Annotated in this window: 31 protein-coding genes and 1 pseudogene; 13 read left to right on the forward strand and 19 right to left on the reverse strand. The window is 61.6% G+C overall.

Features of this window, described 5'->3' with window-relative positions; all coding sequences use genetic code 11:
* Positions 1 to 10: 10 nt before the first annotated feature.
* Positions 11 to 1135: a DUF5938 domain-containing protein gene (locus ACNEOT_RS18995; protein ID WP_415975958.1), complete on the reverse strand. Its 1125-nt coding sequence runs from the start codon at positions 1133 to 1135 to the stop codon at positions 11 to 13.
* 243 nt (positions 1136 to 1378) lie between these two features.
* On the opposite strand from ACNEOT_RS18995, the gene ACNEOT_RS19000 reads away from it, so the two are divergent.
* Complete coding sequence (locus ACNEOT_RS19000; protein ID WP_415975959.1) at positions 1379 to 2017, forward strand: TetR/AcrR family transcriptional regulator; 639 nt, start codon at positions 1379 to 1381, stop codon at positions 2015 to 2017.
* On the opposite strand, the gene ACNEOT_RS19005 is transcribed toward ACNEOT_RS19000, so the two are convergent.
* Positions 2011 to 3219: a citrate/2-methylcitrate synthase gene (locus ACNEOT_RS19005; protein WP_415975960.1), complete on the reverse strand. Its 1209-nt coding sequence runs from the start codon at positions 3217 to 3219 to the stop codon at positions 2011 to 2013. The genes ACNEOT_RS19000 and ACNEOT_RS19005 overlap by 7 nt on opposite strands.
* An 89-nt stretch (positions 3220 to 3308) precedes the next feature.
* On the opposite strand from ACNEOT_RS19005, the gene ACNEOT_RS19010 reads away from it, so the two are divergent.
* Genes ACNEOT_RS19010 through ACNEOT_RS19020 form a run of 3 tightly spaced genes read left to right on the forward strand, consistent with a single transcriptional unit; the run spans position 3309 to position 6392 of the window.
* Positions 3309 to 4454, forward strand: coding sequence for a citrate/2-methylcitrate synthase (locus tag ACNEOT_RS19010; protein WP_415975961.1), 1146 nt, complete (start codon positions 3309 to 3311; stop codon positions 4452 to 4454).
* A 58-nt stretch (positions 4455 to 4512) separates the two neighbouring features.
* On the forward strand, positions 4513 to 5118 hold the full coding sequence (locus ACNEOT_RS19015; protein ID WP_415975963.1) for a TetR/AcrR family transcriptional regulator: 606 nt from the start codon (positions 4513 to 4515) through the stop codon (positions 5116 to 5118).
* Complete coding sequence (locus tag ACNEOT_RS19020) at positions 5115 to 6392, forward strand: alpha/beta fold hydrolase (RefSeq protein ID WP_415975964.1); 1278 nt, start codon at positions 5115 to 5117, stop codon at positions 6390 to 6392. Before ACNEOT_RS19015 ends, ACNEOT_RS19020 begins: the two co-directional genes overlap by 4 nt.
* Here the strand turns inward: ACNEOT_RS19020 and ACNEOT_RS19025 are convergent.
* From ACNEOT_RS19025 to ACNEOT_RS19035, 3 genes and pseudogenes are all read right to left on the reverse strand, one after another.
* On the reverse strand, positions 6374 to 6586 hold the full coding sequence (locus tag ACNEOT_RS19025) for a hypothetical protein (protein WP_415976385.1): 213 nt from the start codon (positions 6584 to 6586) through the stop codon (positions 6374 to 6376). The genes ACNEOT_RS19020 and ACNEOT_RS19025 overlap by 19 nt on opposite strands.
* A gap of 43 nt (positions 6587 to 6629) precedes the next feature.
* Positions 6630 to 7019 (reverse strand): annotated as a pseudogene (locus tag ACNEOT_RS19030) (putative glycolipid-binding domain-containing protein); the annotation flags it as partial.
* 56 nt (positions 7020 to 7075) lie between these two features.
* Positions 7076 to 8503 carry an MFS transporter gene (locus ACNEOT_RS19035; RefSeq protein WP_415975965.1) on the reverse strand — a complete coding sequence of 476 codons (1428 nt, stop codon included), beginning with the start codon at positions 8501 to 8503 and terminating at the stop codon, positions 7076 to 7078.
* Positions 8504 to 8577: 74 nt separating this feature from the next.
* Between ACNEOT_RS19035 and ACNEOT_RS19040 the strand changes: the two genes are divergently transcribed.
* Positions 8578 to 9042 carry a winged helix-turn-helix transcriptional regulator gene (locus tag ACNEOT_RS19040; protein WP_415975966.1) on the forward strand — a complete coding sequence of 155 codons (465 nt, stop codon included), beginning with the start codon at positions 8578 to 8580 and terminating at the stop codon, positions 9040 to 9042.
* Here ACNEOT_RS19040 and ACNEOT_RS19045 read toward each other — a convergent pair.
* From ACNEOT_RS19045 to ACNEOT_RS19055, 3 genes are read right to left on the reverse strand one after another with little or no spacing between them, the layout of a single operon-like run.
* Positions 9028 to 10374, reverse strand: coding sequence for an MFS transporter (locus ACNEOT_RS19045; protein WP_415975967.1), 1347 nt, complete (start codon positions 10372 to 10374; stop codon positions 9028 to 9030). The two genes, ACNEOT_RS19040 and ACNEOT_RS19045, sit on opposite strands and share 15 nt — an antisense overlap.
* Positions 10371 to 11306 carry an NADP-dependent oxidoreductase gene (locus tag ACNEOT_RS19050; protein WP_415975969.1) on the reverse strand — a complete coding sequence of 312 codons (936 nt, stop codon included), beginning with the start codon at positions 11304 to 11306 and terminating at the stop codon, positions 10371 to 10373. Before ACNEOT_RS19050 ends, ACNEOT_RS19045 begins: the two co-directional genes overlap by 4 nt.
* The gene (locus ACNEOT_RS19055; RefSeq protein WP_415975970.1) at positions 11303 to 11935 is read right to left on the reverse strand and encodes a DsbA family oxidoreductase; all 633 of its coding nucleotides are present in this window, start codon (positions 11933 to 11935) and stop codon (positions 11303 to 11305) included. Before ACNEOT_RS19055 ends, ACNEOT_RS19050 begins: the two co-directional genes overlap by 4 nt.
* Positions 11936 to 12031: 96 nt before the next feature.
* Here ACNEOT_RS19055 and soxR point away from each other — a divergent pair, with 96 nt between their 5' ends.
* Complete coding sequence (gene soxR / locus ACNEOT_RS19060) at positions 12032 to 12535, forward strand: redox-sensitive transcriptional activator SoxR (RefSeq protein ID WP_415975971.1); 504 nt, start codon at positions 12032 to 12034, stop codon at positions 12533 to 12535.
* 180 nt (positions 12536 to 12715) lie between these two features.
* Here soxR and ACNEOT_RS19065 read toward each other — a convergent pair whose 3' ends face one another.
* The 6 genes from ACNEOT_RS19065 to ACNEOT_RS19090 all read right to left on the reverse strand — a co-directional run bounded on the left by ACNEOT_RS19065 (position 12716) and on the right by ACNEOT_RS19090 (position 15656).
* Entirely contained in the window at positions 12716 to 13051 is a 336-nt protein-coding gene (locus ACNEOT_RS19065; protein WP_415975972.1) for a hypothetical protein, read from the reverse strand.
* 3 nt (positions 13052 to 13054) lie between these two features.
* Positions 13055 to 13501: a hypothetical protein gene (locus ACNEOT_RS19070; RefSeq protein ID WP_415975973.1), complete on the reverse strand. Its 447-nt coding sequence runs from the start codon at positions 13499 to 13501 to the stop codon at positions 13055 to 13057.
* Positions 13502 to 13562: 61 nt separating this feature from the next.
* Positions 13563 to 13883, reverse strand: a complete 321-nt coding sequence (locus tag ACNEOT_RS19075) for a hypothetical protein (RefSeq protein ID WP_415975975.1) — start codon at positions 13881 to 13883, stop codon at positions 13563 to 13565.
* Between the two features lie 84 nt (positions 13884 to 13967).
* Positions 13968 to 14510: a hypothetical protein gene (locus ACNEOT_RS19080; protein ID WP_415975976.1), complete on the reverse strand. Its 543-nt coding sequence runs from the start codon at positions 14508 to 14510 to the stop codon at positions 13968 to 13970.
* A 12-nt stretch (positions 14511 to 14522) separates the two neighbouring features.
* Complete coding sequence (locus ACNEOT_RS19085) at positions 14523 to 15092, reverse strand: cysteine hydrolase family protein (RefSeq protein ID WP_415975978.1); 570 nt, start codon at positions 15090 to 15092, stop codon at positions 14523 to 14525.
* 24 nt (positions 15093 to 15116) lie between these two features.
* Positions 15117 to 15656, reverse strand: a complete 540-nt coding sequence (locus ACNEOT_RS19090) for a MarR family winged helix-turn-helix transcriptional regulator (protein ID WP_415975979.1) — start codon at positions 15654 to 15656, stop codon at positions 15117 to 15119.
* Positions 15657 to 15721: 65 nt separating this feature from the next.
* On the opposite strand from ACNEOT_RS19090, the gene ACNEOT_RS19095 reads away from it, so the two are divergent.
* From ACNEOT_RS19095 to ACNEOT_RS19105, 3 genes are all read left to right on the forward strand, one after another.
* Positions 15722 to 16642 (forward strand): EamA family transporter, encoded by a 921-nt coding sequence (locus ACNEOT_RS19095; protein WP_415975980.1) that lies wholly within the window; start codon positions 15722 to 15724, stop codon positions 16640 to 16642.
* Positions 16643 to 16741: 99 nt separating this feature from the next.
* On the forward strand, positions 16742 to 18067 hold the full coding sequence (locus tag ACNEOT_RS19100; RefSeq protein WP_415975982.1) for a glycosyltransferase 87 family protein: 1326 nt from the start codon (positions 16742 to 16744) through the stop codon (positions 18065 to 18067).
* A gap of 44 nt (positions 18068 to 18111) precedes the next feature.
* Positions 18112 to 18861: a hypothetical protein gene (locus tag ACNEOT_RS19105; RefSeq protein WP_415975983.1), complete on the forward strand. Its 750-nt coding sequence runs from the start codon at positions 18112 to 18114 to the stop codon at positions 18859 to 18861.
* A 161-nt stretch (positions 18862 to 19022) separates the two neighbouring features.
* Here the strand turns inward: ACNEOT_RS19105 and ACNEOT_RS19110 are convergent, their stop codons facing one another.
* Positions 19023 to 19754, reverse strand: a complete 732-nt coding sequence (locus ACNEOT_RS19110) for an alpha/beta hydrolase (RefSeq protein WP_415975984.1) — start codon at positions 19752 to 19754, stop codon at positions 19023 to 19025.
* Positions 19755 to 20016: 262 nt separating this feature from the next.
* On the opposite strand from ACNEOT_RS19110, the gene ACNEOT_RS19115 reads away from it, so the two are divergent.
* Complete coding sequence (locus ACNEOT_RS19115; RefSeq protein ID WP_415975986.1) at positions 20017 to 20394, forward strand: PLD nuclease N-terminal domain-containing protein; 378 nt, start codon at positions 20017 to 20019, stop codon at positions 20392 to 20394.
* Here the strand turns inward: ACNEOT_RS19115 and lepB are convergent, their stop codons facing one another.
* The gene (lepB, locus tag ACNEOT_RS19120; RefSeq protein WP_415975987.1) at positions 20395 to 21132 is read right to left on the reverse strand and encodes a signal peptidase I; all 738 of its coding nucleotides are present in this window, start codon (positions 21130 to 21132) and stop codon (positions 20395 to 20397) included.
* Between the two features lie 41 nt (positions 21133 to 21173).
* Here lepB and ACNEOT_RS19125 point away from each other — a divergent pair, with 41 nt between their 5' ends.
* Both ACNEOT_RS19125 and ACNEOT_RS19130 read left to right on the forward strand, forming a co-directional pair.
* On the forward strand, positions 21174 to 21503 hold the full coding sequence (locus ACNEOT_RS19125; protein WP_415975988.1) for a hypothetical protein: 330 nt from the start codon (positions 21174 to 21176) through the stop codon (positions 21501 to 21503).
* A gap of 99 nt (positions 21504 to 21602) precedes the next feature.
* Positions 21603 to 22193 carry a hypothetical protein gene (locus ACNEOT_RS19130; protein ID WP_415975990.1) on the forward strand — a complete coding sequence of 197 codons (591 nt, stop codon included), beginning with the start codon at positions 21603 to 21605 and terminating at the stop codon, positions 22191 to 22193.
* A 201-nt stretch (positions 22194 to 22394) separates the two neighbouring features.
* Here ACNEOT_RS19130 and ACNEOT_RS19135 read toward each other — a convergent pair whose 3' ends face one another.
* Positions 22395 to 22808, reverse strand: coding sequence for an SgcJ/EcaC family oxidoreductase (locus ACNEOT_RS19135; protein ID WP_415975991.1), 414 nt, complete (start codon positions 22806 to 22808; stop codon positions 22395 to 22397).
* Positions 22809 to 22825: 17 nt separating this feature from the next.
* Positions 22826 to 24424, reverse strand: coding sequence for an ABC-F family ATP-binding cassette domain-containing protein (locus ACNEOT_RS19140; protein WP_415975992.1), 1599 nt, complete (start codon positions 24422 to 24424; stop codon positions 22826 to 22828).
* Positions 24425 to 24682: 258 nt separating this feature from the next.
* Here ACNEOT_RS19140 and ACNEOT_RS19145 point away from each other — a divergent pair, with 258 nt between their 5' ends.
* The gene (locus ACNEOT_RS19145; RefSeq protein ID WP_415975993.1) at positions 24683 to 25168 is read left to right on the forward strand and encodes a hypothetical protein; all 486 of its coding nucleotides are present in this window, start codon (positions 24683 to 24685) and stop codon (positions 25166 to 25168) included.
* A 160-nt stretch (positions 25169 to 25328) separates the two neighbouring features.
* Here ACNEOT_RS19145 and ACNEOT_RS19150 read toward each other — a convergent pair whose 3' ends face one another.
* Positions 25329 to 25931: a class I SAM-dependent methyltransferase gene (locus tag ACNEOT_RS19150; RefSeq protein WP_415975994.1), complete on the reverse strand. Its 603-nt coding sequence runs from the start codon at positions 25929 to 25931 to the stop codon at positions 25329 to 25331.
* Positions 25932 to 25984: the final 53 nt, after the last annotated feature.

A 25984-nucleotide genomic window follows, 5' to 3' on the forward strand; every position in this document is an offset into this window, starting at 1 on the left:
GGCCCTGTCCTCAGCTGCGTGCAGTGACGATGGGTTCGAGCACCAGCCCGAACGCGCGGAGCACGCCGAGCAACTCGCGATGTCCGAATGCCTGGCAGCTGGAGGCGAATCCGACCTTCTTCGGCGGTCCCTGCAGGAGGTGCGCAGCTGCGTACGCATTGAGCAGCGCAGTCTGCTTGTAGTTGCAGTTACCGTGAATCACGGTGTGCACGCGGCCGAGCGGGCCCGACGCGTACACCGAGTCGAGTGAGGTGTTGATGCGCGGGTTCTCCCGTGGGGGTGTCTCGCTGCGCACCGAGGCCGACACCGTGTCGATGATCTGGTACTTCTCGGCGTCCGACTTGCCTTCCATCTGAGCCAGTGCGGCAGAGATGATTTGGGGCACGGCCAGCATCAGTGGCTTGTTGATCACCCCGCCGAGCGCCCGAGCGTTCGCTACGCGAGGATCGTTCTTGAACCACACCGGATGGGATGTCCCACCCCAGGGAAGAGCCAGACCCAGGTCGTGTTGGCCGGGCACCACAACCTGCATGACTCCGTCGTCAGGCCATTCCACGTACTCGTTCTGCTCGAGGTAGTAGGCCTTGGAGAACGCGGCATTCGTGAGAATGGTGTTGGTCGACGCGACCGTCGGATGTCCCTTCCAGAAGACCTCGATGTCGAGTGTGTCCAGCCCCGGCGTTTCGAGGCAGATGTTCGCGGCGATCTCACCGATGCTGTACATCTGCGCCAAACCCGGTGTGAGCACCAGGTTTCGGGCGGCGAACTCCGCTCCGTACTTCGCATCGGCGTCGATGATCCAGTCCTGCTCACCGGTGGTGTCGGTGTAGTGTGCACCGATCTCGATGCACGCCTGAGCGACCTCGTGTCCGAATCGTGAGAACGGTCCGACCGTGTTGAGCACGATCTCGGCACCCCGGAATGCTTCTGCAAGGGCCTCGGCTGCGTGTTCGACCTCTACAACGTCGTGCTCGACGGTCTCGATTCCTGGAACCAGGTCGACGATACCCTTGACGCGGCCCTCGTCGCGTCCGGCGGCCAGGAACGGAATGTTGTACTCGCGCAGGTACTCACAGATGAGTCGGCCGGTGTAGCCCGACGCCCCGTAGACGACGACTCGCTTGTCGGTTGGCATGGAAGGTCCTCTCGTGAACGGCCCGTCCGCACGGCGGGCCGAGGTGGGTCGAGACTTCGAGCACCGGAGGGGACGCGAGATATCCGCCCTCTCTGACGTGTGCTGCGGATCACACTAAGCTAGAATTTGTACAGGCGTCAAGCTTTTTCTTGACAACTGACCAGGAATTGAACTGCCGAGGTTTGCCAAGTGGGCATCAGGCATACACTGGACCAGCACGTACGCGCGGAAAGGACACGGACCATGACCCAGACAGCTGATCCGCGCGCGCGTATCGAGGAGCGCGCCCGTAACAAGTTCGAGTCCAAGCGAACCGAACTGGCCGAGGCGACGCTGCACACGCTCGCCGAATTGGGTTATGCGCGCACGTCACTGCGGGAGATCGCGCAGAATTCCGAGTACTCGCACGGCGTGCTGCATTACTACTTCACCGACAAGCTCGACCTCATCACGCACGCGGTTCGCCAGTACGAGGCCATCTGCGTCACTCGCTACGACGAGGTGGTGGCCAATGCCGTCGACGCCCCCGGTCTGTACGCGGACTTCGAGGAGAAGTACTTCGCCACTCTGGCAGCAGACGCCGGCATTCATCGGCTGTGGTACGACCTTCGCAACCAAGCCCTGTTCGACGGGTCTTTCCGTACTGACGTGCTCGAGATCGAGGAGCGTCGTGAGGACATGATCTGGCGTGTGGTCGCTCGATACTGCGAACTCCGCGGTACTACGCCTGCACTCGACAGGGCCTCCGCCTACATCCTTCTCGACGGCATTTTTCAGCGCACCCTGCTGCATCACCTCGCCGAGAACACAGCCGAGATCACCGCTGCGCACGGCCAACTGCGTGCTGCGTTCGCGATGTTGGATTGCCCGACGCCTCAGTAGGTTCCGGGCCGAGTGCCTGTGTAGATCCCAGGCACCCGAAAGCGCAGAGGTGCTTCGTCGTATTCCTCGAGGGCATGCGCAGTCCATCCGACGATGCGGGCGAGTGCGAACACCGTTTCCGGTGTGTCCGCCCTGAGCCCGTAGGCCAACGCGAACGTAGCGAGAACGAAGTCCGAATTCGGAAAGGTATCGAACCGATTGCTCACCTCTTCGATCACGACATCCGCAGCGGCGATCACTCTGGAGTCTGCACCGTGGGCAGGATCGCGAAGCAGCCGCATCAGCTCCTCGGCACGCGGGTCTCGATCGATGTGAACAACATGACCGAACCCGGGCACTCGCTCCCCTGACCTCAATTGTGCTGCGAGAGAGGAGATTGGGTCGTCGATTGTTGTCTTCAGGAACCGATACACGGGATCGGCGGCAGAGCCGTGCAGGGGACCGTCGATGCAGCCGAGCCCCGCTGAGATGATCGAATACAGATTGGCACGGGTGCTCGCAGCAACCCGAACTCCGAGGGTCGATGCCGCAAGACCGTGGTCGGCCATCAACACCAGCGCGGCCTGCAGAACTACGAGCCCGCCTGGATCAGACGCATCGGACTTCACTGCCTCCCAGACTGATTCGGCTACCGAAAGCTCAGGTGAACCGCTACCGAGTGCCGCCGCCACCGTCGCCAACAGGTACCCTGCCTCGTGAACAACCGAACCGGCCCCGGTATCGAATCGCATGGGGCGGTAGGTGGACGCGATATCGACGGCGATGCGTATCCGATCGAACGAACGGCAACCCGGTGCCAGCAGCGCTATCGCATCTCGGCATCGTTGTACGACAACGGAATCGGAATCGAAGCACACGTCGTCCAACAGTTCGCCGGTCCACACGAAGTGCGCTACCGCCTCGAAGGTTTGCGAGCTGAGCTCGACGGCGTCCTGCCCCCGGTAGTAGAGGTGCCCGTCGTCGATCAGGGTGGTCTGGGTCCGAATTCGTTCCACGGCACCGATATCGGTGCGCCGAGCCGTATCGCGGCCGGCGAGGGATTCCACTTCGTCGACGTCGAACACGCTCCCCCGCACTCCGGGTAGTCGAGTACTGGTCAACAGCCCGCGGCTGACGTAGGCGTACACCGTTTCCGGCTTGACGCCCAGCCGTGCAGCGGCCTGGGCGGTGGTGAGCATGTTCCGACCGTCGGCGTGCGTCATGTACGTCCTTCATATTGATTCGATCAACATTGACAACAATCAACGTTAGCGCGGATCGTAGGGGTTGACCAGCGCAAAGGAGTGCAACCATGACCGTTCTCGACGCCCCACGAGGGCTCCACAACGTCGTCGTCACCACTACATCGATCGGAGATGTACGAGGCGACGAGGGCTTCTATCACTACCGCCAGTACTCGGCGATCGACATTGCGCTACACATGACCTTCGAGGACGCATGGTTCCTGATGGTCGAGAGCCGGCTCCCGAGCGATTCGGAGCGGGCTGATTTTCTTCGGACGGTTGCGCCGTTGCGAGTATTGCCGGACAACGTCGCAGCGGCCGTGAAGGCAGTGGCACTGACAGGGCCCGAGCAACCACTCTTCGCATTGCGGACGGTGTTGTCGGGACTGGCCGGCGCTGCGCCCCTGTACGAATCGCCGGAGTCCGACAAGCGCGCGACGGCACTGCGTCTGTGCGCGATGACGCCCACCATTCTGGCTGCGGTACACCGGCTTCGGTCCGGCAGGGAGCCCATCGATCCACGGGACGATCTGACGACGGCTCAGAACTGGTTGTTCATGATCACCGGAAATGTGCCCGACGCCAACCACGCTCGAGCCATCGACCGCTACCTCACTGCCACGATCGATCACGGTTTCAATGCGTCGACGTTCACCGCGCGAGTGGTGGCGTCGACGGGTTCGGACATCGCGTCCGCGGTGTGTGCCGCGATCGGAGCCTTTGCCGGTCCGCTGCACGGCGGTGCCCCTGATCGCGCGCTCGACGGATTGGACGAGATTGCAGATGTCGCCTCCGCCGATGCGTGGGCGCGATCGAAAATCACTGCAGGCGAACGCATCATGGGTTTCGGGCATCCGGTGTATCGAACGGAGGATCCTCGGTCGGTGATGCTTCGCGACACGGCGCAGGAGATGGGCGGCGACCTGATCGACAAGGCGATGCAGGTCGAGAAGGTCATTGCTACTGTGCTCGCCGATCTCAAGCCGGACCGCAAGCTGTACGCCAATGTCGAGTACTACGCCGGCGTCGTGATGGAACAGTGCGGAATTCCTCGGTCGATGTTCACCCCCACGTTCGCATGCAGCCGGATGGTCGGGTGGTGCGCCAACATCGTCGAGCAGTCTCACGACAGCAAGATCATCCGACCGATTGCTCGATACGACGGCCCAATGCCTACGGCAGTGGTGCGAACAAGTGCCCTGGGCGGCACATAACCGACCTCACATTTCGGCTCCGATACGGCGTTCTAGTACACTGTGCTAGCTTGGCTTTATGCCCGGTACACCACACTCCGCACGACGCGAGTCCATCATCGTCGCGGCGTGTTCGATCGCAGACGCTGAGGGTCTCGAAGCAGTGACCGTCCGCGCTACCGCACACCGTGCCGGAGTCGGAATCGGCACTCTGCGGCACTACTTCCCGACCCAGAAAGATCTGTTCGACGCGATCGTGGAACGTCGGGTCGACGCTGTGATCGACGACTCGACCGTCCTCGACTCATCGGCCACCATCGACGCTCGAATCCACAGCATCGTCCACCAGTTTCTTCCCGCGGACCTCGACGACGGCGGCGCTCTCGGACTGTGGTTCGCCAGCTATTCCACTGCACTGGGTCCAACCCCGTCCCTAGCAGGCCAACAACTACTGACGGCCGCCGCGCGTCGGTCCCATGAACACATGCGTCGATGGCTGCGTTACTTCGCGGACGAAGGCTTCATCGCCCCGGACACGATCGACGATGCAGCCGGGACAGCAATCGCGTTGACCGTCGGCCTGACCCTCGAAGCGTTGACCCCGGGGTCCCCGATGACCATCGAGCGCGGAAGAAGGCTACTCACACAACACTTCGCAGGCTTGTTTGCCGAGTCGGTCCGGTGACAGACAAAGAGGAAAAGCTGCGCGGGCTTGCATCGACAAGTCCCGGGCTTCGTAGGCTCCGCCGCCAGGCGACGGCCGACTGTCCGGAGTTCGATCTCGCGTACACCCGAACCGGTCCGCCGTCGACCCGGCCCGTCGTCGTTCTCCCCGGAGGACCAGGCTTGGCCTCGGTTCTCCCCTACCGACGCTTCCGAGCGCGCGCGGCCAAGCGCGGGGTCGACACCATCATGATCGAACATCGAGGAATCGGGCTGTCCCGTAACGACACTCGCGGACGGGATCTTCCACGCACAGCAGTGACGATTTCGGCCGTCATCGACGATATCGCAGCTGTACTCGACCAGGAGAAAGTCGATGCTGCAGTGGTGTACGGCTCGTCGTACGGTACCTACCTGGCCTGCGGGCTGGGAATCGAACACCCGAATCTGGTAGCCGGAATGGTTCTTGATTCGACGATGCTGTCCGCCCAGGACCACCACGAGGTGCGCTCTCACGCGCGCTCACTCCTTTGGGACGGTCACAATTCCGACACGGCCTCCCTGGCCCGGACGCTTCGCACGTTGATCGACGAAGGTGCCCACGATCAGGCCGAAACGAGCGACGCAGCTCGTATTGTGTACGAATTCGGCGGATCCGCGCTCCTGCAACGATTCCTCGCCCAGTTGCGAAACGGGTGCGCAGATCGCACCTTGTCATTCCTCTCGAATATCGGAGGCCAAGAAATCGGCGAGGCGGTCGCGGTGCCTTACTGGATGGAGTTCGGGCCGGTGGCGGGTATCGCGTTCACCGAACTGAACTACGCGCCGGATCCCGATGGCGGACCATTCGACCCTGCACCCCAATTCAGCTCAGTCGCGTCGAAGTACCCGCCGTTTGCCGGTGAGCCGTTCGACATTCGATCGCGTCTACCCGGTTTTCGATGGCCAACGGCCATCATTTCGGGTTCTCGTGATCTACGCACACCCCGGCCAGTCGCCGAGCTCGCTCACTCGCTCATTCCTGCCTCGATATTGCTCGACATCGAAAACGGCCACAGCGCGCTCGACACCCACCAGCTCATAGCCCTCCACGTCATCGAGCGAATGACACAGAACCGGCCGGACCAATTGGTCACTCCATCCGACGAGAAAATAATTCGACGACTTCCCATTCGTGGATCTTCCACAAGGTTTCTGCCTCACATCATCTCGATTCGACTACGGCTCGACAAAGCCACGGCTTTCGTCCGTCGCCTTACTTACTTACGGGCTCCCGATCACCGGGGAACTCCGTGAGTGTCGACTGCTCGTTCGGCCAACTCCGGATAGTCCAGAATCAACCCCGTTGCGTCGTAGTTGAGTTCAGCTGCGTACTCGAATCGCTGGGCAGTGTAGGAGCACGAGAAGGCACTCCGGTCGAGCACCGGAAGTGAATACGTCTGGTCGAGCACTTCGACGAGCTGCTCGGTGGCGCGGGATGTACACGGCACTGACCTCGTGTACACCTGGTGCCGGCGAAAGGCGATGTATTGGAATTGTATTGGTCACAACGGAGGCTTCCAGATCGATGTCGGTGCATTCTGCGAGATCCGGGCGAACCTGTCCGTCTACCCACCAAGTGCCATCCTCTGCGCGAGCAAGGTCCGTCCTCCACGTCGCGTCACGGGTCCGTGTCTCGATGCTGGCCGCAAGTGTTCTCCAACTTTCGTCGACGCTCACGCTGTAGGTGACGGCGTAGCCTGCCGCACCTTCGACCGCAATGCTGTTCCCCCAGATGCGCGTGGTTCCATTCGAAGCGTCGGTCGCGAAGTGGGCAATCTCGAATCCGTCTCTCAATCCGCGGTGTCGCCACGCTGCGGTCGCAGGAAGGTGGAGGAGGGCATGCGTGTCCTTCGTCATCGTCAGCTCCCTGTCGGTGTTCATTCGGGGATCCAATCCAACCCGATGACATCATTGCCCACCTCGACTGTCCGGGCCCGTCAACCTGCATCCTGATTCACGTTCATTCGCTGACGAACGACCAGCAGCAGTCCGATGAACAGTGCGAGGCCTGCCGCCACTGCAGGTACCGTCAATGCGCGTTGGTAGTCGTCTACCGACGGGGTTCCGTTGCCTCCGCCAACGAGGACTACCGTCGCCATCGAGACACCCAACGCGGCACCGAATTGAAATCCGGTGTACACGATTCCACCTGCTACACCGTGCTTTTCGTCCTTGACGCCTTCCACCGCGGCGGCTGTCAGCGGGCCGTAGATGAATGCAAATGCCACTCCCAGTAGAAGAAGTGACGGCAGCAAGTCGCTGAATCCCGAGTCGCGATCCAACCGGAGGGTCAGTGCGAAGCCGATCGTCACCGCCCCTAGTCCGACAACCATCACTACGACGTTGCCGAATCGTGCCGCCAACCTCGGAGTCAGGAACGGTGCGATGACCAGCTCGATTCCCATGGCCGCGAATGCGATGCCTGTCTGCAGCGGCCTCCACCCGAGCAAGTCTTGGAGATACAGCGTCAGGACGAATTGCCAGGCGAAGAATGCTCCGATGAACAGAAGACCAACCGAGGTTGCCCACGGCAGCAGCCCCGTGGTCAGCACTCCTTCGGGGATCAACGGATCTTCAGCTCGCTTCTCGATCACGATGAAGGCACTTGCCAACGCGATCGCAACACCGAAAGCGATCAGCCCCAGCGTATTCGAGGTGTCCTCCCCGAGCGTGACGATCCCGTAGATCAGGCTCACCATTGCCGCAGTGAGCGTCGCACCTCCGGCAAGATCGAACGATACGCGGGCCTGATCGTGCGGATCCGCTCCGTCCCGCACAATGAAAAACCGCCCGGCGACCAAAAACCCGAACCCCAACAACGCCGGGGCGAAGAAGACCAGCCTCCAGTCCACAGACGTGAACAGGCCTCCCACAACCACTCCGAGCAGAAACCCGGAAGCACCGATGGCTCCGTAGACAGCAAGGGCCTTGTTGCGCCGCGCGCCTTCTGGAAACGTCGTTGTCAGGAGGCTGAAACCAGCGGGTGTCATGAAGCCTGCAGTCGCGCCGGTGATGAACCGGACCAGGATCAACAGCCATGATTCTTGAGCGAACCCGCCGATAGCCGAGAACACCGCAAATACGGCAAGGGCCGACAAGAACACGCGCCTTCTACCGAGAACGTCGGCTGCGCGACCTCCCAGAATCATGAAGCCCGCGTACGCGAGCACATAGGCGCTGATGACCCAATGGGCCGAACCGGTCTCGAGGCCGATGTCGGCCGCGATACTGGGCACAGCCACGTTCAACATCGCAATGTCGATCCCTTCGAGGAACAGCGCGCCGGTCACCACGCTCAGAACGGCCCAGGCACCTTGCGGCTGCCGCGACACCTCGGATTCGACGGCGGCTTCGGATTCGGTCACAGCACTCTCCTCGGTGACGAAACGTGAGTCGGTTACTTCTTGTAACCGATCTCAGCCTGGGCCATCATGGATGCATGGCACAAGAAGGCACTTTGGAGTCAGTCGGTTCCCCACAGGGAAGTAACCAGGTAGCCGACGCATGCTGCCGTGATGGCCGTGACGCGTACCAGTGGGATTCGCGCGAGGACTGCGGCGTCAGGCAGATTCTCGATCGTGTCGCCGACAAGTGGTCACTTCTGGTGATCGCACTGCTGGAGGAGCAGACCTTCCGATTCGGTGAACTCCGACGAGAGATCGACGGAATCAGTACTCGTATGTTGACCGTGACTCTGCGCAACCTCGAGCGCGACGGGCTGATCGATCGCCGCATGTACCCGGAAATACCGCCACGTGTCGAGTACCGGCTGTCGGAATTGGGTCGAACGCTGTTGGGAACAATCCAGGCTCTCGTCGAGTGGACGGAACACAATCAACACCGAATCGCTCATGCTCGTGCGATATTCGACGACGCTTCAGCAGCGCCATCACCCCACGCATGAGCTGGATCGACGAGCCACGAGGACGGCTGTTCCGCCCACAACCACGATGAGCGCATAGGCCATCACGAATCCGTGCGTAATCATGAGGGACAGCACTGCCCCCGTCACCGCGATCAAAGCCGACTGGCTCATCGACTCCGAAGCCTGCAATGCAGAGCTGTTCGTCCCCTGTTCGGCCTTCTCAGAACGGGCCAGGACCCTGGCCGTGATCCTCGGGTACGCCAGCCCCATACCGATTCCCATGACGATGCACCCGCCCGCCAAAGCCGACACCGGCAACGCGCCTGATACGAACAGCAGCGCACTCACCGGCCCGACGAAAACCAACGCGGCCGCTCGTGTCAGCGAAACGGGCCCGACGCCACGAGCGGAAGCCCTACCTTGCAACCAGGCCCCAGCAATCCACCCGACGGCTCCGAGCGCGACGACAATTCCAGATCGTGTCGGGCTGTACTGAAGTCGATCCTGCAGGTAGAGAGGCAAATAGATGTCCGTCGCCGCAACTGTCGCCCCGAGCAGCCCACGCAGCGCGGTCAACCGAGGTACACCCTCCCGAAGCCTGAACGTGCCTCGGGGAACAAGATGCGTTGCCGAAAGTCCCACCAGGGCTGCAGCACAAAGGGTTCCGGCAACCAGGAAGAGTCCACGTTGTTGACCGGCGTAGTGCAGCGCGAGCACACCGACTGCCGCGGCCGAGGCCCAGAGGCCACGAACTCCGAATATTGCTGTGCCGGTACGCAGATGGACCGAACGATGAACCGTGCTCAGCAAGAACATCAGTGATGCCCCGGCCCCGACAAGAACCAGCGCGAATACTGTTCGCCAACCTATGACATCGACAATGATCCCGGTCAACAGCGGGCCAGCAATGCCGGGCAGAAGCCACGCAGCTGTCAGCAGCCCGAACGTTCGCGAATGCAGTTCGGCGGGAAGAAACTGCGCGATGACGACGTACACCACGACGGAGTCGATCCCGCCACCGATCCCCTGCAGGAGACGACCGATCACGAACAGCTCCATCGTGGGTGCCATCACGCACAGCGCAATGCCGATGAGGAACGTGGAGCCACCCACCGCCAGCGGTACCGCGACACCGCGTCGGTCGGCCCAATTTCCTCCGATGGTCATACCAACCAGAGCTGCGGTCAGCGTCGAGGCATAGGCAAACGAGTACCAGCGTTCGGCATCGAGGTCGTCGGCGATCACGGGGAGGGCAGTGGTGATCGCGAAAGATTCGAAGGCAATGAATGTCATCATTCCCAACAGGCCGAGAAGCAACGGCCGATGCTCGCCTGACAGCAGGCCCGGAGATCGATCAGCCCTGTTGCTCATCGACTTTCTTCATCGACGAGCAGGACCACCTTTCCGTGCCCGTGCCCGGTCTCGACATCACGATGCGCATCGACGGACTCGTCGAGCGAGTACGCGGCCCTGACTGTGACTCGTAGATGCCCGGCCGCGCAGAGGTCGGTCAAATCACGCAGACGCGCGGCAGAACGATCGCTTGTAATCCACTGACAATTCAAGTCTCTTGCCAGCGAGATATCGACGATCGTTCCGATGCGGGAACGGTCCGACACCAGATCGACTGCAGTCCGTAGGTTCTCGTGTCCAGCCGCGTCCAGCACAAGATCGACTCCTTGCGGTGCCGCTTCTTTTATCCGTTCGAGCTGGCCATCCCCGTAAGTTACTGCCAAAGCGCCCATTTGCTCGAGGTACGGGTGGTTGCCATGGCTTGCCGTGCCGACCACTCGCAAACCCCGATGACGCGCCAGCTGAACCGCCATCGATCCCACGCCACCAGCTGCCCCGTGTACGAGCAACGTTTCACCTGAACGCGCACCCAACCGTTCCAAGGCGGTGTGGGCGGTCTGGCCCGAGGCGGACAACGCCCCCGCCGTGCGCCAGGAGACTGCGGTTGGTTTGTCCACGATCTGTTCTAGCGGAACACTCGCGTACTCCGCGTAGCAGCCGAGAACACGAAATCCCAGGACATCGTCGCCGATCGCAAAACGATCGACCCCCTCACCGAGCTCGTCGACGGTTCCAGAGAATTCGTTTCCGAGAATTTGCGGAAACTCGATTCTCGCACCAGGCGGTACCCACCCTTCCCGGATTGCTGCATCGGTCACTTGTACCCCGGCTACTCGAATCTTGACCAGTACCTCTCCGGGGGACGGAGTCGGCCGAGCCAGCGTTCTGGTCCTCAGAACAGACGCAGGCCCGTGTTGGTCGATCGCCACAGCGCGCATCGATTGGCTCATCTGCCGGCCTCCTGGCGATCCGCGAGTCGCGGGACGCTCTCACTCAGATCACCTGTGGCTCTTACTGAATCGACGAATACGGCCGGAACCGAGCTGATGCGGCGAGCGGCCGCTTCGCGGATATCGATGTCGACCGCGGCCGAATACTCGTCGGTCTCCTCGAGCATAGTGATGTCATCGTCCGCCAGCCCTGCCCGGAGGCCGATCGAGCGGAGAACGGTCCAGTCCGCGATGTCGTCATTGGACTCGAAATACCTCGCGTACAACGTATCCCAAGCCTCGAACGTGTTCAACTGCCGATCGGAGACCAGCTTCAGCAGGCGGTGAGCACTGCGCGAGTCGGCGATCAACGCGGTATCTATGTTGACGGTGAGATTGGCGGCGCTACCGCCCGCCACGATCTTCCCACTGCGGGTTGCCCATTGTCCCTCGTCGAGGCCCCACGAGGACAGTGCCGCCTCCCGAACTGTGATGCCGGAGCGAGCGGGACCGGCCGGTTCGAGCAGGAAGCTCTTGTGCTCGACCCGCGCGCCGGGCCCGATGCGGCCGAGCCCCCGACCCAGTTGTCGATGTCCGATCCAGCACCACGGGCACCGAATGTCCGCCCAGATCGTGATAGTCGTCGTCAATTACCTCTCCTGTCATCGCTGTTGGCTGCGATGTACAGTGCACTTCATCAAGTGGACTTGACGTCAAGGCGACGAGCAAACCCGGAGGCAAAGGTCATGACACAGCTGGACACCGATGCCGTATGGCTGAAACCGGGTCAGGTTGCCGAACGCGCCGGAGTCGCCGTGTCTGCCCTGCACTACTACGAACAGGTTGGATTGATTTCCAGTCGGCGCACGAGCGGAAATCGCCGAGAGTACCGGCGGGACGTGCTGCGGGTAATTGCGTTCATCAGAACAGCTCAACGTCTCGGGGTGACCTTGGACAAAATCAAGGAGGCACTCGACCAGCTCCCGGAGCAGGAGATACCGGGAAAGCGCGATTGGGCTCGAATCTCACGGCAGTGGCGCGACGACCTCACAGCACGTATCGAAGAGCTGACCGCGCTGCGAGACAACTTCTCGGACTGCATCGGATGTGGGTGCTTGTCTCTGACATCGTGCCCCTACTCGAACCCGAACGACATTCTCGGACAACAAGGTACCGGCGCACGACGGCTCACAGCTCGGACGATGCCATCGACGTCACACACACGGACAGGAACCTCGCTGTTTTCGTAATCGGAGAACAATCGATACGACGGATCGATCATCCGAGGCTCGAAGTCTCGCGAACCGTATCTGACTACTCGAACCATGAGGCAGGGCGGCGACGATCGATTACACGATCAGCAGCTGTTTTTGTCGCCCACCGGCCCGATCTTGCGTTCTTTCTCAGTCCGCCAATCGAAGGCCGATGCGTCACATACTCTCGATCTTCGCGAATGGGTAGCTACCGATGACAACGACGACGAAGACATAGGCCGCCAGGCCGAGCAGCTCCAAAGTTGTTCTGCTGCGTTGGAAGTCGCCGACAATCCAGACCAAGGGAACCAGAAGCAAGATCGCAGCGGCGACGCACCAGTACACGAACGACCTGTTCGCTCTCTTTCGCAGTTGAGGAGTGGTCTTCACCCGGTCCGACACCTCGCAGCCGTAGTAGTCGAGGTGGAGCGCCTTTCCTCGGAAACCGACTGCCGCACCGTAAACGAACGCGACGAACCCCAAGATCAGCAGGAGAGCAAGGGCAACGTTCACGGATCACCGAGCCGCAGTGGCTCGACCAGGCACGATCAGCGACCGATAGATCCGAATAGCGTTGACGCACGACCATCCCGCAACGATGGGGGTGGAGAAGCCAAGTGCGAAGACCTCGCTGGTCAGCGAAAACAGCAGCAGTGCAAAGCCGATCAGAGTCGCTCCGATCGAGTCGATCTTTCGGGCGAGAGTCGAATCGGGAGTGGCCACAATTCCGGGGAACCGCGGAGGGTCTACGAGCATTCGGATTGCCGCAACGCATGCAACCAGTCCTGCAACGGCCATGAACGCGAACACAATGGTCCCGCCCCAACCGATCTCACCCCAATTCAGCTGTGGCTCGAACAGCCCATGGATGAATGCCGCGATCATCGGCGCCGACGCGAGGTATCCCAGGTAGAGCAGCACGATGGGTCCCGCCAGCCCCACACTCGTCCTCCGATTTGCCATACCGGACGGTATCAAACGACTCGATGTCGGCAAGTGACAACAGCGTGGCTGCAACTTCCGTTCAGCGTGATCGCATCCGTCGTAGAACAATCCACATACTCACCACGAATACGACGGCACATGCGCCTCCCGATCCCGTGTTCTCCCAGCTCCCGATAGTCGTTCCCACGGCGACGTCGCTGTCGACATAATTCACGCAGTTTGCCACCGGCACGGGCAACCATGCCCAGTGCGCCTCGTAGAGCGCGCCGGGGATCCGCATACATAGTTTCTCGATACCGCCCATCAGTCCCCACCGCGCAAGAGCTCCGAACGACGCGATCCAGCCGACAAACGAAACGACAGCGATCGCGGCGATGAAGGGTGTCGCGAATCTGCTCATACTGCCTCTCCGTTCGATCTGTTCCAGCAAGACACGAACGGTTCGACTTGCATTGGTGCACAGTCGACGACAATGCGCAGTCGACTACATCCCGCCCCGAACGGTTCGCAGGTGATCCTGCCATCCCGCAAGATAAGGATCGACGTCCTCGATTTCGATCAGATCGATGTCTTCGACCGGGAAGTTCCGACTCTCGATGACGAGCGAGACGCCATCGACCTCGCCTGCGGCCCACCATCGGTTATGTCCGCCCCATGATGTGAAGTCGGTACGCACATCGTCGGCAAGAATCGGTACGGCATCCCGGATCTCCCTGTATCGGTTTCCGTAGTCGGACTCCGACGGAGCGAAGCCGACAGCGCGACCCACGGCTCTCGCCATCTCATCGAAAGGATCTCCGACGACCGAGTTGATCTGGATCGAGACGTCGTCGGAAGGAGTTCCGTGCATGAGACCAGCGCATGACAGTCGATCGTCCGCCCATTCCCAGTCGCCGATCATGGTCGCACCCTTCCACCCCTTCAGTCCGAACAGTCGAATACCGTCAGCGCCCAGCCGTACTCGATCAACGGACCGGTCGATGTGACGCCAGAACTCATCGGGTGACAGGTGGCCTGTGACATCCATTGCGTACCTTCTTCAGCTCGAGAGCAGATCATCTGTCGTGACGACCGTTGCGAATTCTCCATGCAGGTTTGTCGCGGTGATAGCTGACAAGGTCGCAGCGGGCACGGTTGTTCCGTCTGGCCCGACGCGATCGAAGGTGTGCGTGGCGTCGATGACGAAGTACGTGTCGTAGCCGAGGTTTCCGGCCATGCGAGCCGTCGTCTCGCAGCAATGATTGGTCGTGATTCCGCACACGACTACCTGATCGATGCCCTCGCCGCGTAGCCAGGCGTCGAGGTCCGGCGTGCCGTAGAAGCTCGAATTGACTCGTTTGCCGATCAGCAGATCCGGAGTTCCTTCGATGACGTCTTTGAACGCGTGCCCCGATCCGGTCGGCGACAACGGAGACAGTGGATTGTCCGAGTCGTGCCGAACGAACACCATCGGCCATGCCCTCGACCGCCACAACCGTAGGAGCGCAGCGATATTGCTTTCACACGACGGGTTGTCCCGCGGACCCCAGAAGTCGGTGTCGTCGAATCCGACCTGTACATCGACGACCACCAGAGCGGGCCTACGGAGGTCGATCTGTGATGCGCCCATGCACCCAAGGATACGGCGAGGTTCTTACTGTTGAATATCCAGCAACAATCGCTTCAGCAACGTGGCGAGTTGGCGTCGCTCGTCACGAGTCAGTGATGTCAGGAGCGCTTCTTCGTTCGCCACGTGCGCGGGTAGCGCGGCATCCACCGCCGCAACACCTTCCGGCGTCAACTGCACGATGACGACTCGACGGTTCGCCGGGTCGACCTCGCGTTCGATCAATCCTTTTTCGGTCAGCCGGTTCAGTCTGTGCGTGACAGCCCCGGACGTGACCATCGAGTTGTCGAGCAACTGCCCGACGGTGAGGCGATGTGGTGATCCGGTGCGTCGAAGCGTCGCAATCAGATCGAATTCACCTGGCTGCAAACTGAATTCGGCCAACACTGCCTGGATCCGCTTGTCCAGAACTGACGCAGCGCGACCGATTCGACCGATGACCGCCATGGGGCTGACATCGACATCGGGCCGCTCGACCTTCCACTGCTGCACGATTCGATCCACTGCATCTTGCACCTCGTCCGACACCGACAAGCCCCTCACCACCGATCCGTTGACTTCCGGCAAGCGTACACCTACGGTTCAATACTGAATAGTTCAACGTTAAGATGTTCTAGAACCCAGGAGACAAGATGTCGGAATCGCGCACAAGCGCACACCCAACCCATGCTCGACGCCTCCTCGCGCCCCAGGCCGCGTCGTCGACTCTCGGACTGACTGCGGCAGCTGCGCTGGCTCCCATCGTCTGGGGGACAACATATTTGGTGACCACCGAGTTCCTTCCCCCGGACCGACCCATGACGGCCAGCGTCCTTCGTGCTGTTCCAGCGGGCCTACTTCTTCTCCTTCTCGCGCCGGGCATTCCCAAACGCGGTTGGCGGCTGAAGACCGCGTTCCTCGGCGTGCTGAACATCGGCCTGTTCTTTCCGATGTTGTTCGTCGCGGCCTACCGACTGCCGGGAGGCACCGCCGCCGTCGTCGGTGCCGCGCAACCGCTGGTCATCATCGCGATGTCCACAGCATTCGGTTGGGGACGCACGCGTTCCCTACAGGTCGGATGGGCGTTCGTCGCCGTCATCGGGGTCGCGCTGACGACGATGTCGAGCACCGTTCGACTCGATGCCATCGGCCTGCTCGCCGCCGCCATCGGAACCGTCAGCATGGCGACCGGCATCGTCCTCACCAAACGCTGGGGTGTGCCGCCGAACACCAGTCCACTCAATTCCACTGCGTGGCAATTGCTTTTCGGCGGTATCGTCATCGCTCCGCTGATTCCTATCGTCGACGACGGTCCGTGGGCCATCGATGCGCAGGCCGCTCTCGGATACGTCTGGCTCTCCGTGATCGGCGGCGCTGTGGCCTATGCGCTCTGGTTCCGCGGCGCTCGCTCATTGCCCGCCACCAACATCTCGCTTCTCGGCATTCTCAGTCCATTGACTGCGGCCGCGCTCGGATGGATCGCATTGGGCCAGAACATGACAGGGGTGCAATGCGCGGGATTCGGGATCGCACTCCTCGGTTCCATAGCCGGACAGTGGCCCTCCCGACGCTGATTCCCCGGTAGTCGTCGAGTCGCGCACCTCGCTGACAAAACATACCGATCCGTCCGTGTCGAGCTCGTTGTAGCAGGTACAACGAACTATCGTGTAGCCATGACGACGTCCAGCTTCCGGCCGCTCTTTGCGAGTTCCGGCTCGGACGTGCCCGAAGAGAATGACCCCAGGTCTTCACCGCGAACGACACAGCCGGACGTTCGAGCTGCCGGCGTCGGACGCCATCTTCGGCTCGGTTGGCGGTGGTTCATCGCGGCTGCGATCGCAGCATGCGTCGCGATTGCCGCGCACGCGTACTTCTTGGGATGGACGGGTCCTTTCGGTCTGTTCGGCAACGGAATCGACACCATCGTCTACCGGCACGGTGGCGATGTCGTTCTGCACGGGCAGCCGCTGTACGAGTTCGCATTGTTCGACATCGGATTGCCTTTCACCTACCCTCCGTTCGCGGCGTTCGTCTTCGCACCGCTGGCGCTGATCGCCGTGGTGAGTGCTGTGACGCTGGTGCAGGTGATCAATCTGATGTTGGTCTACGCAGCGGTGGTCGCGAGCTGGCGCGCGCTTGGATATCGAAGTGGCGGAATGTATCTGGTCAGCATTGGGCTCGCGGTCGCGTTCACCTGGCTCGAACCGGTTCGTATGACCATCTGGCTCGGTCAGATCAATCTCCTGTTGCTCGTTCTGGTTCTGTTCGATCTCACCCGAGGCGAGGGCAGTCGCCTGCGCGGTGTCGGTGTCGGAGTTGCCGCGGGGCTGAAGCTGACTCCCGCCTTCTTCGTCCTCTACTTACTGGCGCTGAGGCAGTGGCGTGCAGCGCTGGTCGCAAGTGCCACCTTCGCGGTCACCGTTGCATTCGGACTCTTGATCATTCCCTCCGATTCTTGGAAGTTCTGGACCTCGGCGATGACAGACTCCGAACGCATCGGGGCACTTGCCTCACCGGCGAATCAGTCGATCCACGGCGCACTCGCGCGCCTGTGGCCGGGCCACACCCCACCGTTCCTGGTGTGGCTTCTGCTCGCCGCCGCCGTTGCCGCGCTTGCTCTGTGGGCAGCTTCGCGCGCGCATGCAGAGGGTAAAACGCTGCTGGCCTTGGTCATCTGCGGACTTGCGACCCCGATGGTCTCCCCCTTCGCCTGGGGCCACCACTGGGTGTGGTGCATACCGTTGGCCGTCGTCGCCCTCGACCACGCGAATCGCCACCGCACCTGGTGGAGCTGGTTGGCACCATTGGCGGTCACCGCGCCCATGATTGCCTGGTACTTCACGGACTACCGCGGCATCAAGGCAATCGGAATCTTCATGTTCGAGGGATCACGCACCTTCGAGGCCGGAGTCCAATTCACCTATCCCGCAGTCTTTCTGGGGACGCTGGCCGTGGTTCTGATCACCTCCACACCCAGGCGTCGTCCGACTACTGCGTGACGGACGGTGATCACAGTCGCCTCCCCCTCAGGCACGATGGGCAGGTGACTGTCACCATCTCCGTTCTCGCCGATCGTCCTGATCTCGCGGAACCTCTCTGGAACATGACGTCGTCCTGGCCGACATTCATGACCAAGGACCCGATCGGATCGATGTACTTCGACCCGAACATTCTCGAAATCTTCGCCGATCACGTTCTCGTCTACCAAGACGACACCGGTGCCGTTGTCGGGAAGGCGCATTCGATTCCGTTCCATCTGCCCGACGCCACAGCCCTTCCCGCCGATGGCTGGGACGGTGCAATTCGTCGAGGTATCTCCACACGACTCGGCGGACAGGTCGCCAATGCGGTGTCTGCGCTGGAGATTTCGTTCACTGCGGACGCTCGCGGACAAGGCCTGTCGACAGCATTGCTCGTCGCCCTTCGAGACAACGCTCGACGACTGGGTTTCAGTGAACTACTCGCACCTCTTCGCCCCAACGGCAGAACCGATCTCGACGAACCGTTCGATACGTACATCCGTCGAACTCGGCCGGACGGTCTGCCCGTAGACCCGTGGCTGCGGGTTCACGTGCGCGCCGGCGGCCGGATCGACAGCGTCGCCCCACGTTCGATGGTCGTACCGGGGACCGTGGACGAGTGGCGGGAGTGGACGGGGATGCCATTCGACCGGTCCGGACCCGTCCACGTTCCGGGCGGCCTCGTGCCCGTCATCTGCGACGTGAATCGCGGAACCGCCGTGTACACCGAGCCGAATGTGTGGATTCGACACAGGACCGGTGCCCACGATTGACCTATGAGGTCGATGTGCCGGATGCGCTGCCATGCATAGCTTTCGACATCACTGACAGTTCTGAGCTCGGCCGGCACAGACAGAGTGGGGTGACGGAGCGGCACTATCTGCCGCCAACCCGTCGTATCCCCCACTACTGCGCTGGCCATTGCCGGGCTCGGCTACTTCAAATGCCGATCGAAAAACCGGTTCCCCGCGTCGCCCTCGTATGCCGGAACACCGGTATGCCCACCCATGTTGGCGTGCAACGTTTTTTCGGTAGATCCGAAGGCGTCGTACAGATCCAACGCCATTTGTCGGTCGTTTCCTTCGTCGTCCCACTGAAGAAGAACCTGCAGCGGAATGGTGACCTGCCTGGCGTCGTCGAACATGCTGCGCGGTACGAAGCTCCCCGCGAACAGGAGCGCTGCCGCGATGCGTGGTTCGACCAACGCCAGCCGAATTCCGATCGAGATCACTCCACCCGAATACCCGACGGGTCCGCAGATGCCGGGAAGCATCAGGAGCGCATCGAGAGTGGCCTGACATTCCGGCACCGACTTCTCGACCAAGGGCAGAACCAGTCGATCGACAACGTCGTCGGACACCGGCTCGCCTGCCGTGATCGCGTGACGCAGATCGGCCCGGGCGGCCTCTACATCGGCAAATCGTGGGCGCTCACCGCTGCCCGGTAGTTCGACGGTGGCGGCGCAATAGCCTGCGGCAACCGAGCTGCGGGCCCGGGCGGACAGTCGCGAGTACATCATGTCCAGGCCGCCTGGGTGACCCATGAAGATCAGCGGCGTCGGCGCAGTCGAGGATGCGGGTGTCCAGAGAATTCCGGGGATGTCACCGAGGGTGAATCTACGTTCGACGACGTGATCGTCGAGGCGTCGTTCGGAAGTGAAATGCATGGTCGTACCTTTCGGGAGTGCTGCTCAGCGGCGCTCCCGGACGACCTATCGTCCGACCGTATCCCACCAAGGGAGCGCCCATGTCGATACTGCGTTCACGGGTACCACCTCCTCGTTTGTGTACGGCCCACAGAAGCTATCAGTCGTCGGTCATCTCTGCCAGCGGATATACGACGAGGTCGCCACGACTGTTGAAATCGCCATTACCCCGCTACGATGCTCGATACATCAGACCGGCCGGTCTCGAACATGGAGGAAGCGGATGCCGTATCTCGGCTTGCTGGTGATGTTGCTGTGGGTGTTCTGTCTGATCGACGTGATCACGGCCGACGACGGTGGGGTGCGATACCTCCCGAAGATCGTCTGGCTGCTGCTGGTGGTATTCCTTCCGTTCGCCGGCTCGCTGGCCTGGCTGTTCGCAGGACGTCCGATAGGTGGCGGGCTCTGGGGTGGTTCGGGCGGCGGATCGAACTACCGTCGAGCGAGCAATTCCGAATTTCCGGAGTACGAGACGCGGCCCGGTCGTCAAGCTGCGATGAACCCTGAAGCGGATGCCGAATTCTTGCGCCAGTGCCGGGAACGGGCGGAAGAGCAACGACGCATCGAACGCGAACGTCGTAAGCGGGATCTCGGACTCTGATCAGTGTTGCTGAATCGTCGGTGATTCGATGGTGCCCCATCGCGAGGGCGGCAGCACGATCAGGCGTGCTTTGCCGATGATATCGCCGACGGGGACGGTGCCGCCCAGTTCGTCTCGGGCGTGGGCTCTGGAATCGGCTGAGCCGCTTCGGTTGTCGCCCATCATCCAGAGATTTCCTGCCGGAACTGTCACCGGCCCGAAGCAGCGACCGGATCGAGGCATGGTCTCGCAGGTGAGCGTGTTCTCGCTGAACGGGAAGTCCATGACGACGTACGGCTCGTCGAGTGGTTGCCCATCGACCAGGACGCGACCCTGCGCATCGCAACACTGCACGGTCTGTCCGCCGGTGGCGATGACGCGTTTGACGAGGTCGTTCTCGTCCGGTGCGACCAACCCTGCCCATGATCCCGCGTCTTGCAACGCCTTTGCGATCGGGTTGGTCGACCGTGTCGAGCTGTAGCCGACGTTCCACGACGAGGTCGGCGCGCGAAACACCACCACATCACCGGGTCGCGGGTCACTGAAGCGAAACGTTATCTTGTCCACGATGATTCGATCGCCCGTACATCCCGCGCACCCGTGCAGCGTCGGTTCCATCGACTGGGAGGGAATGAAGTAAACGCGGCCGACGAACGCCTGCAACGAGACGCTCAGCACCAGCGCAACGACAACGAGAACGGCCATCTCGCGAAGCCAGGGCGGAATTCTGCGTCGCTGCCGATCGCCTGCCTTTGTCATCCTGGCAGCCTAGAGCCCGATCAATGCGTACCGTACTGAGCATGTTGTTTCTGGGTCTTGTGGTCGCGGCGCTCGGAGCGGCGATGATGACCGACGCCACGTTGCGACTCGCACGAGTCAACGAAGGGCATCGCCTGCCGATGACGTGGGGCAGGTTTGTTGTCGCGTCACCGAGGGACGTGACACGGCGGCGGGTCTGGGCCCAAGCCGTCTCCGCGATCGGCGCGTGGACAGTCTTGTCGTCGATGTGGGACTACCGAGCGGCCACTCCCTCGATGGTCGCCGGAGCGATGACTCTCATTGCTGCAGTTGCACTTCCAGTAGTCGCGATCACCTCGGCCCACAACAGACGCCTGATGAATTCCGGATGATGAGCAATCCCAGAAGCCTGACTGTGCCCCTCGAAGGAGAGAGATCCAAATGAAGCAATCGCCAGTTCGCCCGTGCATCAGCCAGAAGGTTGGTTGTAAATGATGTACTCGACGCCGCCGGGGTCGGTTGTCGAACAGTGGGGCCGAATTGCCCAGTGGCTCGCCGACAACCTCTCGTCCGTCTCGATTGCCGGTGCCACAGACGAACAGATTCAGGACGCAATGCGCGCAACCGGCGGCCTGTGGCCCGAGGAATTGACTTCGTTCTTCGGGCTCGTCAACGGCTTTCCACCCGACAAGTGGTTGGCGCTCTTCCCCATGCATGAGCTGTTCGATCTGGAACGTGTTGTCCACGAGCACAAACTGGAACTCGACGTGTGGGGTGAGATCGACGCCGAGATGGGTGCCGAAGCCCAGACCGGGACGTCCGCCGGAGATTGCGTCGGAACCTATTTGCCTCACTTCATTCCATTCGCCGGTGCGGACGGATATCTGCTGTTCGTCGACGCCCGAAACGGCCCGCTGCACGGTTGTGTCACCGAATTCGAGAAGGTCGATGCCGACGACGCTGGTCCGAAGTGGCTGTCGCTGAGCGCGATGTTGACCGACCTGGCCGACAGCCTGCATACGGGCACTGCCTTCGACGGCCGGCATCCCACCCTCATCGACGGCGCTTTACGTTGGGAATGATGACACCGCGCTACGAACCCGACCGACGTTCGAATCGGGTGCAGCCAGCCGCGCTCAGCGCGGTCTACTGCACCCGATTGCGACGATCAACGGAACTGGCTACCACCCCGACGGGTCGCATCCTGCTGGTTGAGGCCGAGCGACCGTAGACCAATCGTCGATCCGCAGAACCGAGCAAAACCGCCCCGCACGCAAGCCATCTCATTCGGCCGGAACTGGCGTGTTCTGACCACTGACTATGGACCATTGCCCCTGCTTCCTGTGCCAGATGTACGTTGGGCATCCCTTGACCGGCGGAGACATCGGCTGCCCGACGCCATCCAGATACTCCTGGTTGACCCCTGTCAGGGCAACGTCATCGGTGATGAACCGGATGTGCTCGACGTCGTATCGAACGGATCCGTCTGCGAACGCTCCGGGCAGAACCTTGCTCGTGAAATCCGAGATCTGTTGCCACCCGATCAGACGGACTCCTGCCGCACTCACCCACACTGCATCGGCGTCGAACAACGCGAGGAATCCCTCTACATCTTCGGCCCGCTGGGTCCGCTCGAGTTCAGCGACACGGGCTACGAGTTCGTCCGACGAGTGAGCAGGTGCGATCAATTCGTTCATGTCGACACTCCACAACATCAAGTGCGCTCGAGGTCAAGGACATTCCAGGAGCTTGTGTCGCGCAGCATCTGCCGATCGTGTGTGGAGACGACTACTGCCGCGTCGGTCGAGTCGAGTGCCTGTGTCAATTCGTCGACCAGCGCGATGGATAGGTGATTCGTCGGCTCGTCGAGCAACAGAACGCTTGGCCGGCGGGCAAGGGCCAGTGCGAGGTCGAGACGGCGTTGTTGGCCCATCGACAGGTCGCCGATCCGCTTGTTCGTCTCTCGAGGCCGCAGCAGACCGAGGGCAGACAACGAGACCGTCGCATCGGTCTTCGATCGAAAGTACTCTCCCGCTCTGCAGTCAGCCGGCAATGTCGATTCCTGCTGCAGCAGAACGACACGCGCATGGTGCGCTGTGTGCACCTGCCCCGTCGTCGGGGTCTCCCGACCAGCGAGCACGGACAGAAGCGTGGATTTCCCAGATCCGTTGGGCCCGGTTATCACCTGCTTCATCCCTGCCGACAGATTCAGCGACACAGGCCTGTTCAGTCGCCCCCTCACCGTGACACGATCGGCAACCAACAGAATGGCTCCGGACTTGGCAACCAACTCCGGAAACCGAAGGCGCTGAGGTGGTTCGGGAACAGGTAGCAGCTGCGATTCCAACTCCTCCTGCCTGCGGTGCACGTTCCGCACGAGTCCACCCGCACGCGTGGCACGTTGATGCTTGTCCGTGCCTTTGTCTGGTCTCCAACTGCTGACGAGCCGGTTCTGTGCCTTGCTCAGATCCTCGCGCAGCTTAACGGTCACGGCCAGCTGCTGTTCGTATTCCTGCTCCCACTTGATCCGCTCGGCAGCACGACCGGCCCGATAGCTGCCATAGCCGTCACCGTAGACGCGTGGACGCCGGTCCGCGGTCGGGTCGAGATCCAGTATCTGGTGCGCTACATCGGAAATCAGAGCGCGGTCATGGCTGACTACCACGACGCCTCCAACCCGATCTCGAAGCCGTCCGGTCAGGTAGTTCAGGCCGGCTCGGTCGAGATGATTGGTCGGTTCGTCGAGTAGCAGGAAGTCGTGATCCCCGCCGAGCAAACAGGCGAGCCGAACCCGGTAGCGCTGTCCAACAGACAGTTTCGACAGGAGTCGAGATCTGTCGGTCACTGCACCCAACCCGTCGAGCGCAACGTCCAGCCGCCGCTCGGCGTCCCACGCATCGAGAGCCTCGACACGCTCCAAGGCAGCGATATACCGCTGTTCGGCTCCTGCTGTGCCAGAGGTTAATTCGATGGACGCCGAGTCGAGGCATGCCAACGCAGACACTGAGTCGGCGATGGATTCTCGAAGCACCTCTCTTACGGTGCGTTCGCCAGTGGTGAGCATTTCCTGCTCGGCAACACCGACAGTCCCAACACGTGACACGGTTCCCGTATTTGGCATCAATCGTCCCGTCAGGACGTGCAGTAGGGTGGACTTCCCTCGCCCGTTCTCGCCCACAATTGCCCAGCGAGATGTGGGTGTCACCGTGATGTCGACACCAGTCAGAACGGGTGAACCACCGAAGGCGACCGCGATGTCGGAGGCGAGGAGTTGCGCGCCTGCGCGCGCAGGGATGGCTGCATTGTTCGGCATTCGATCTCCAAAGTGTAAGCGCAGCAACACAACTGCGCATGAATGACGGACGGACCAGAAAGGTCCGGAATTGTCGGCACCGCCGAACGCGGTGCTTACCGACGTTCAACTCGGCCGGGGTGACCCGTCACTCGAAGATCAAATGCATGCTGCGACGATAACAACCTGAGCCGTCGGGCTTCCACTGGTTTTGGTCGGCTCGGACGCCATGCTTCGAACTGCTGGCGGTCGCCACAAGCATCGGTTCATACTGTGCCGGTGAGGAGAACCGGATTTGGCGTTGTCGCACTGATGGTGTTGGTGTGTGGTTGTGGGTCCAATGAAGTCGACGAACCCCGACTACCGACTGCATCGGTTCGATCGACGCAGTTCGCTGCTCCCCCGCCGCCGGTCATCGATGCCGTTCCCACCGCCGAACAGTTGACCACGCTGCTGGACGCCAGCCTGAACTACTCGGTACGGGAGGAGGACCGGGCTCGACTGTTCGACGGCCCCAGCGAACGCAATGTATCGCTTGCGCGTGCATGGGGCGCGCAGCCGAATCCGCAACACATCGAATTTACGACACTCGAATTGGTTGGCCCCGACACTGTCCATGCCAGCGGCCAGGGATCTCTCGGCAGTCTCGCCCCCTATACAGTCGGCCCCATCCCCTTCGTGCGCTTCGACAACGAGTGGAAGGTCTCCCGCGCGTTCGCTTGCGGAATGATCGGGGTGCTCGACGGACACGACGCATGCGCGTGAGCCCGTTCAGCCGGTCTGCGTCCGAAGGGAACCAATTAATTTCGAGGCGAACTTGTTTCGTGACGCACTGACAGACCTTCAGAGCTGGGGGCCAGCGAGTATCACCGAGCTGGGCGTCAGGACAAGTTGTCTCCCGTGATCGCGGAAAGCCGTCCGTCGATCACTCCGCCGCATGCCAGGTGATCAGGATGCGGTTGTAGAGGAGTCGTCGTACTCGAGCATCGGGGAGGGCGGCGCGAGTGTTGTCGCGGAGCTGTCGGAGAGTTTCCGGTGGCGGCCAGCTGACGGGCGCAGTGTGTTTCCAATTGCCTCGCACTCGCTTGATCACAGCAGTCGCCACCCACGTGAGTGCCCAGTAAGGGGCCTCGCGCGCAGAGGGTTTCACGAAAGTGACTAGAGCCAGTGTCCCACCCGGCCGTACCAAGGCCGACAGTCGGCGGAGCGCGGCGCGAGTGTCTCCCAGGTGGTGAAGGGTGGCGTTCGAAACCACCGCATCGAATCCACCTTCGGGAAGATCGACTACCGCTACGTCCCCGTTCATCCACTGAACCGGTGCAGCCGGAAATCGCGCTGCTGCGCGTCGCAGCACCGGCGCATCGACGTCCAGCGCAATTACCCGCGTGATGCGTTCGGCCAGGCGAGCGGCCAGGAACCCGTCACCGCATCCGACGTCGAGAACATCGCACGCGTCGGCCGGCACCAGAGAATCGAGCAACCCGTCGTAATGGATGTTGATGTTCCATGGCTGCGCTTCGAGGGTCATGTACCGCGCGTCCTACGAGCAGGCGCAAGAGCGCAAGCGAACGCGTAGCTCAC

Source organism: Rhodococcus sp. 077-4, assembly GCF_047782425.1.
GTDB lineage: Bacteria > Actinomycetota > Actinomycetes > Mycobacteriales > Mycobacteriaceae > Rhodococcoides.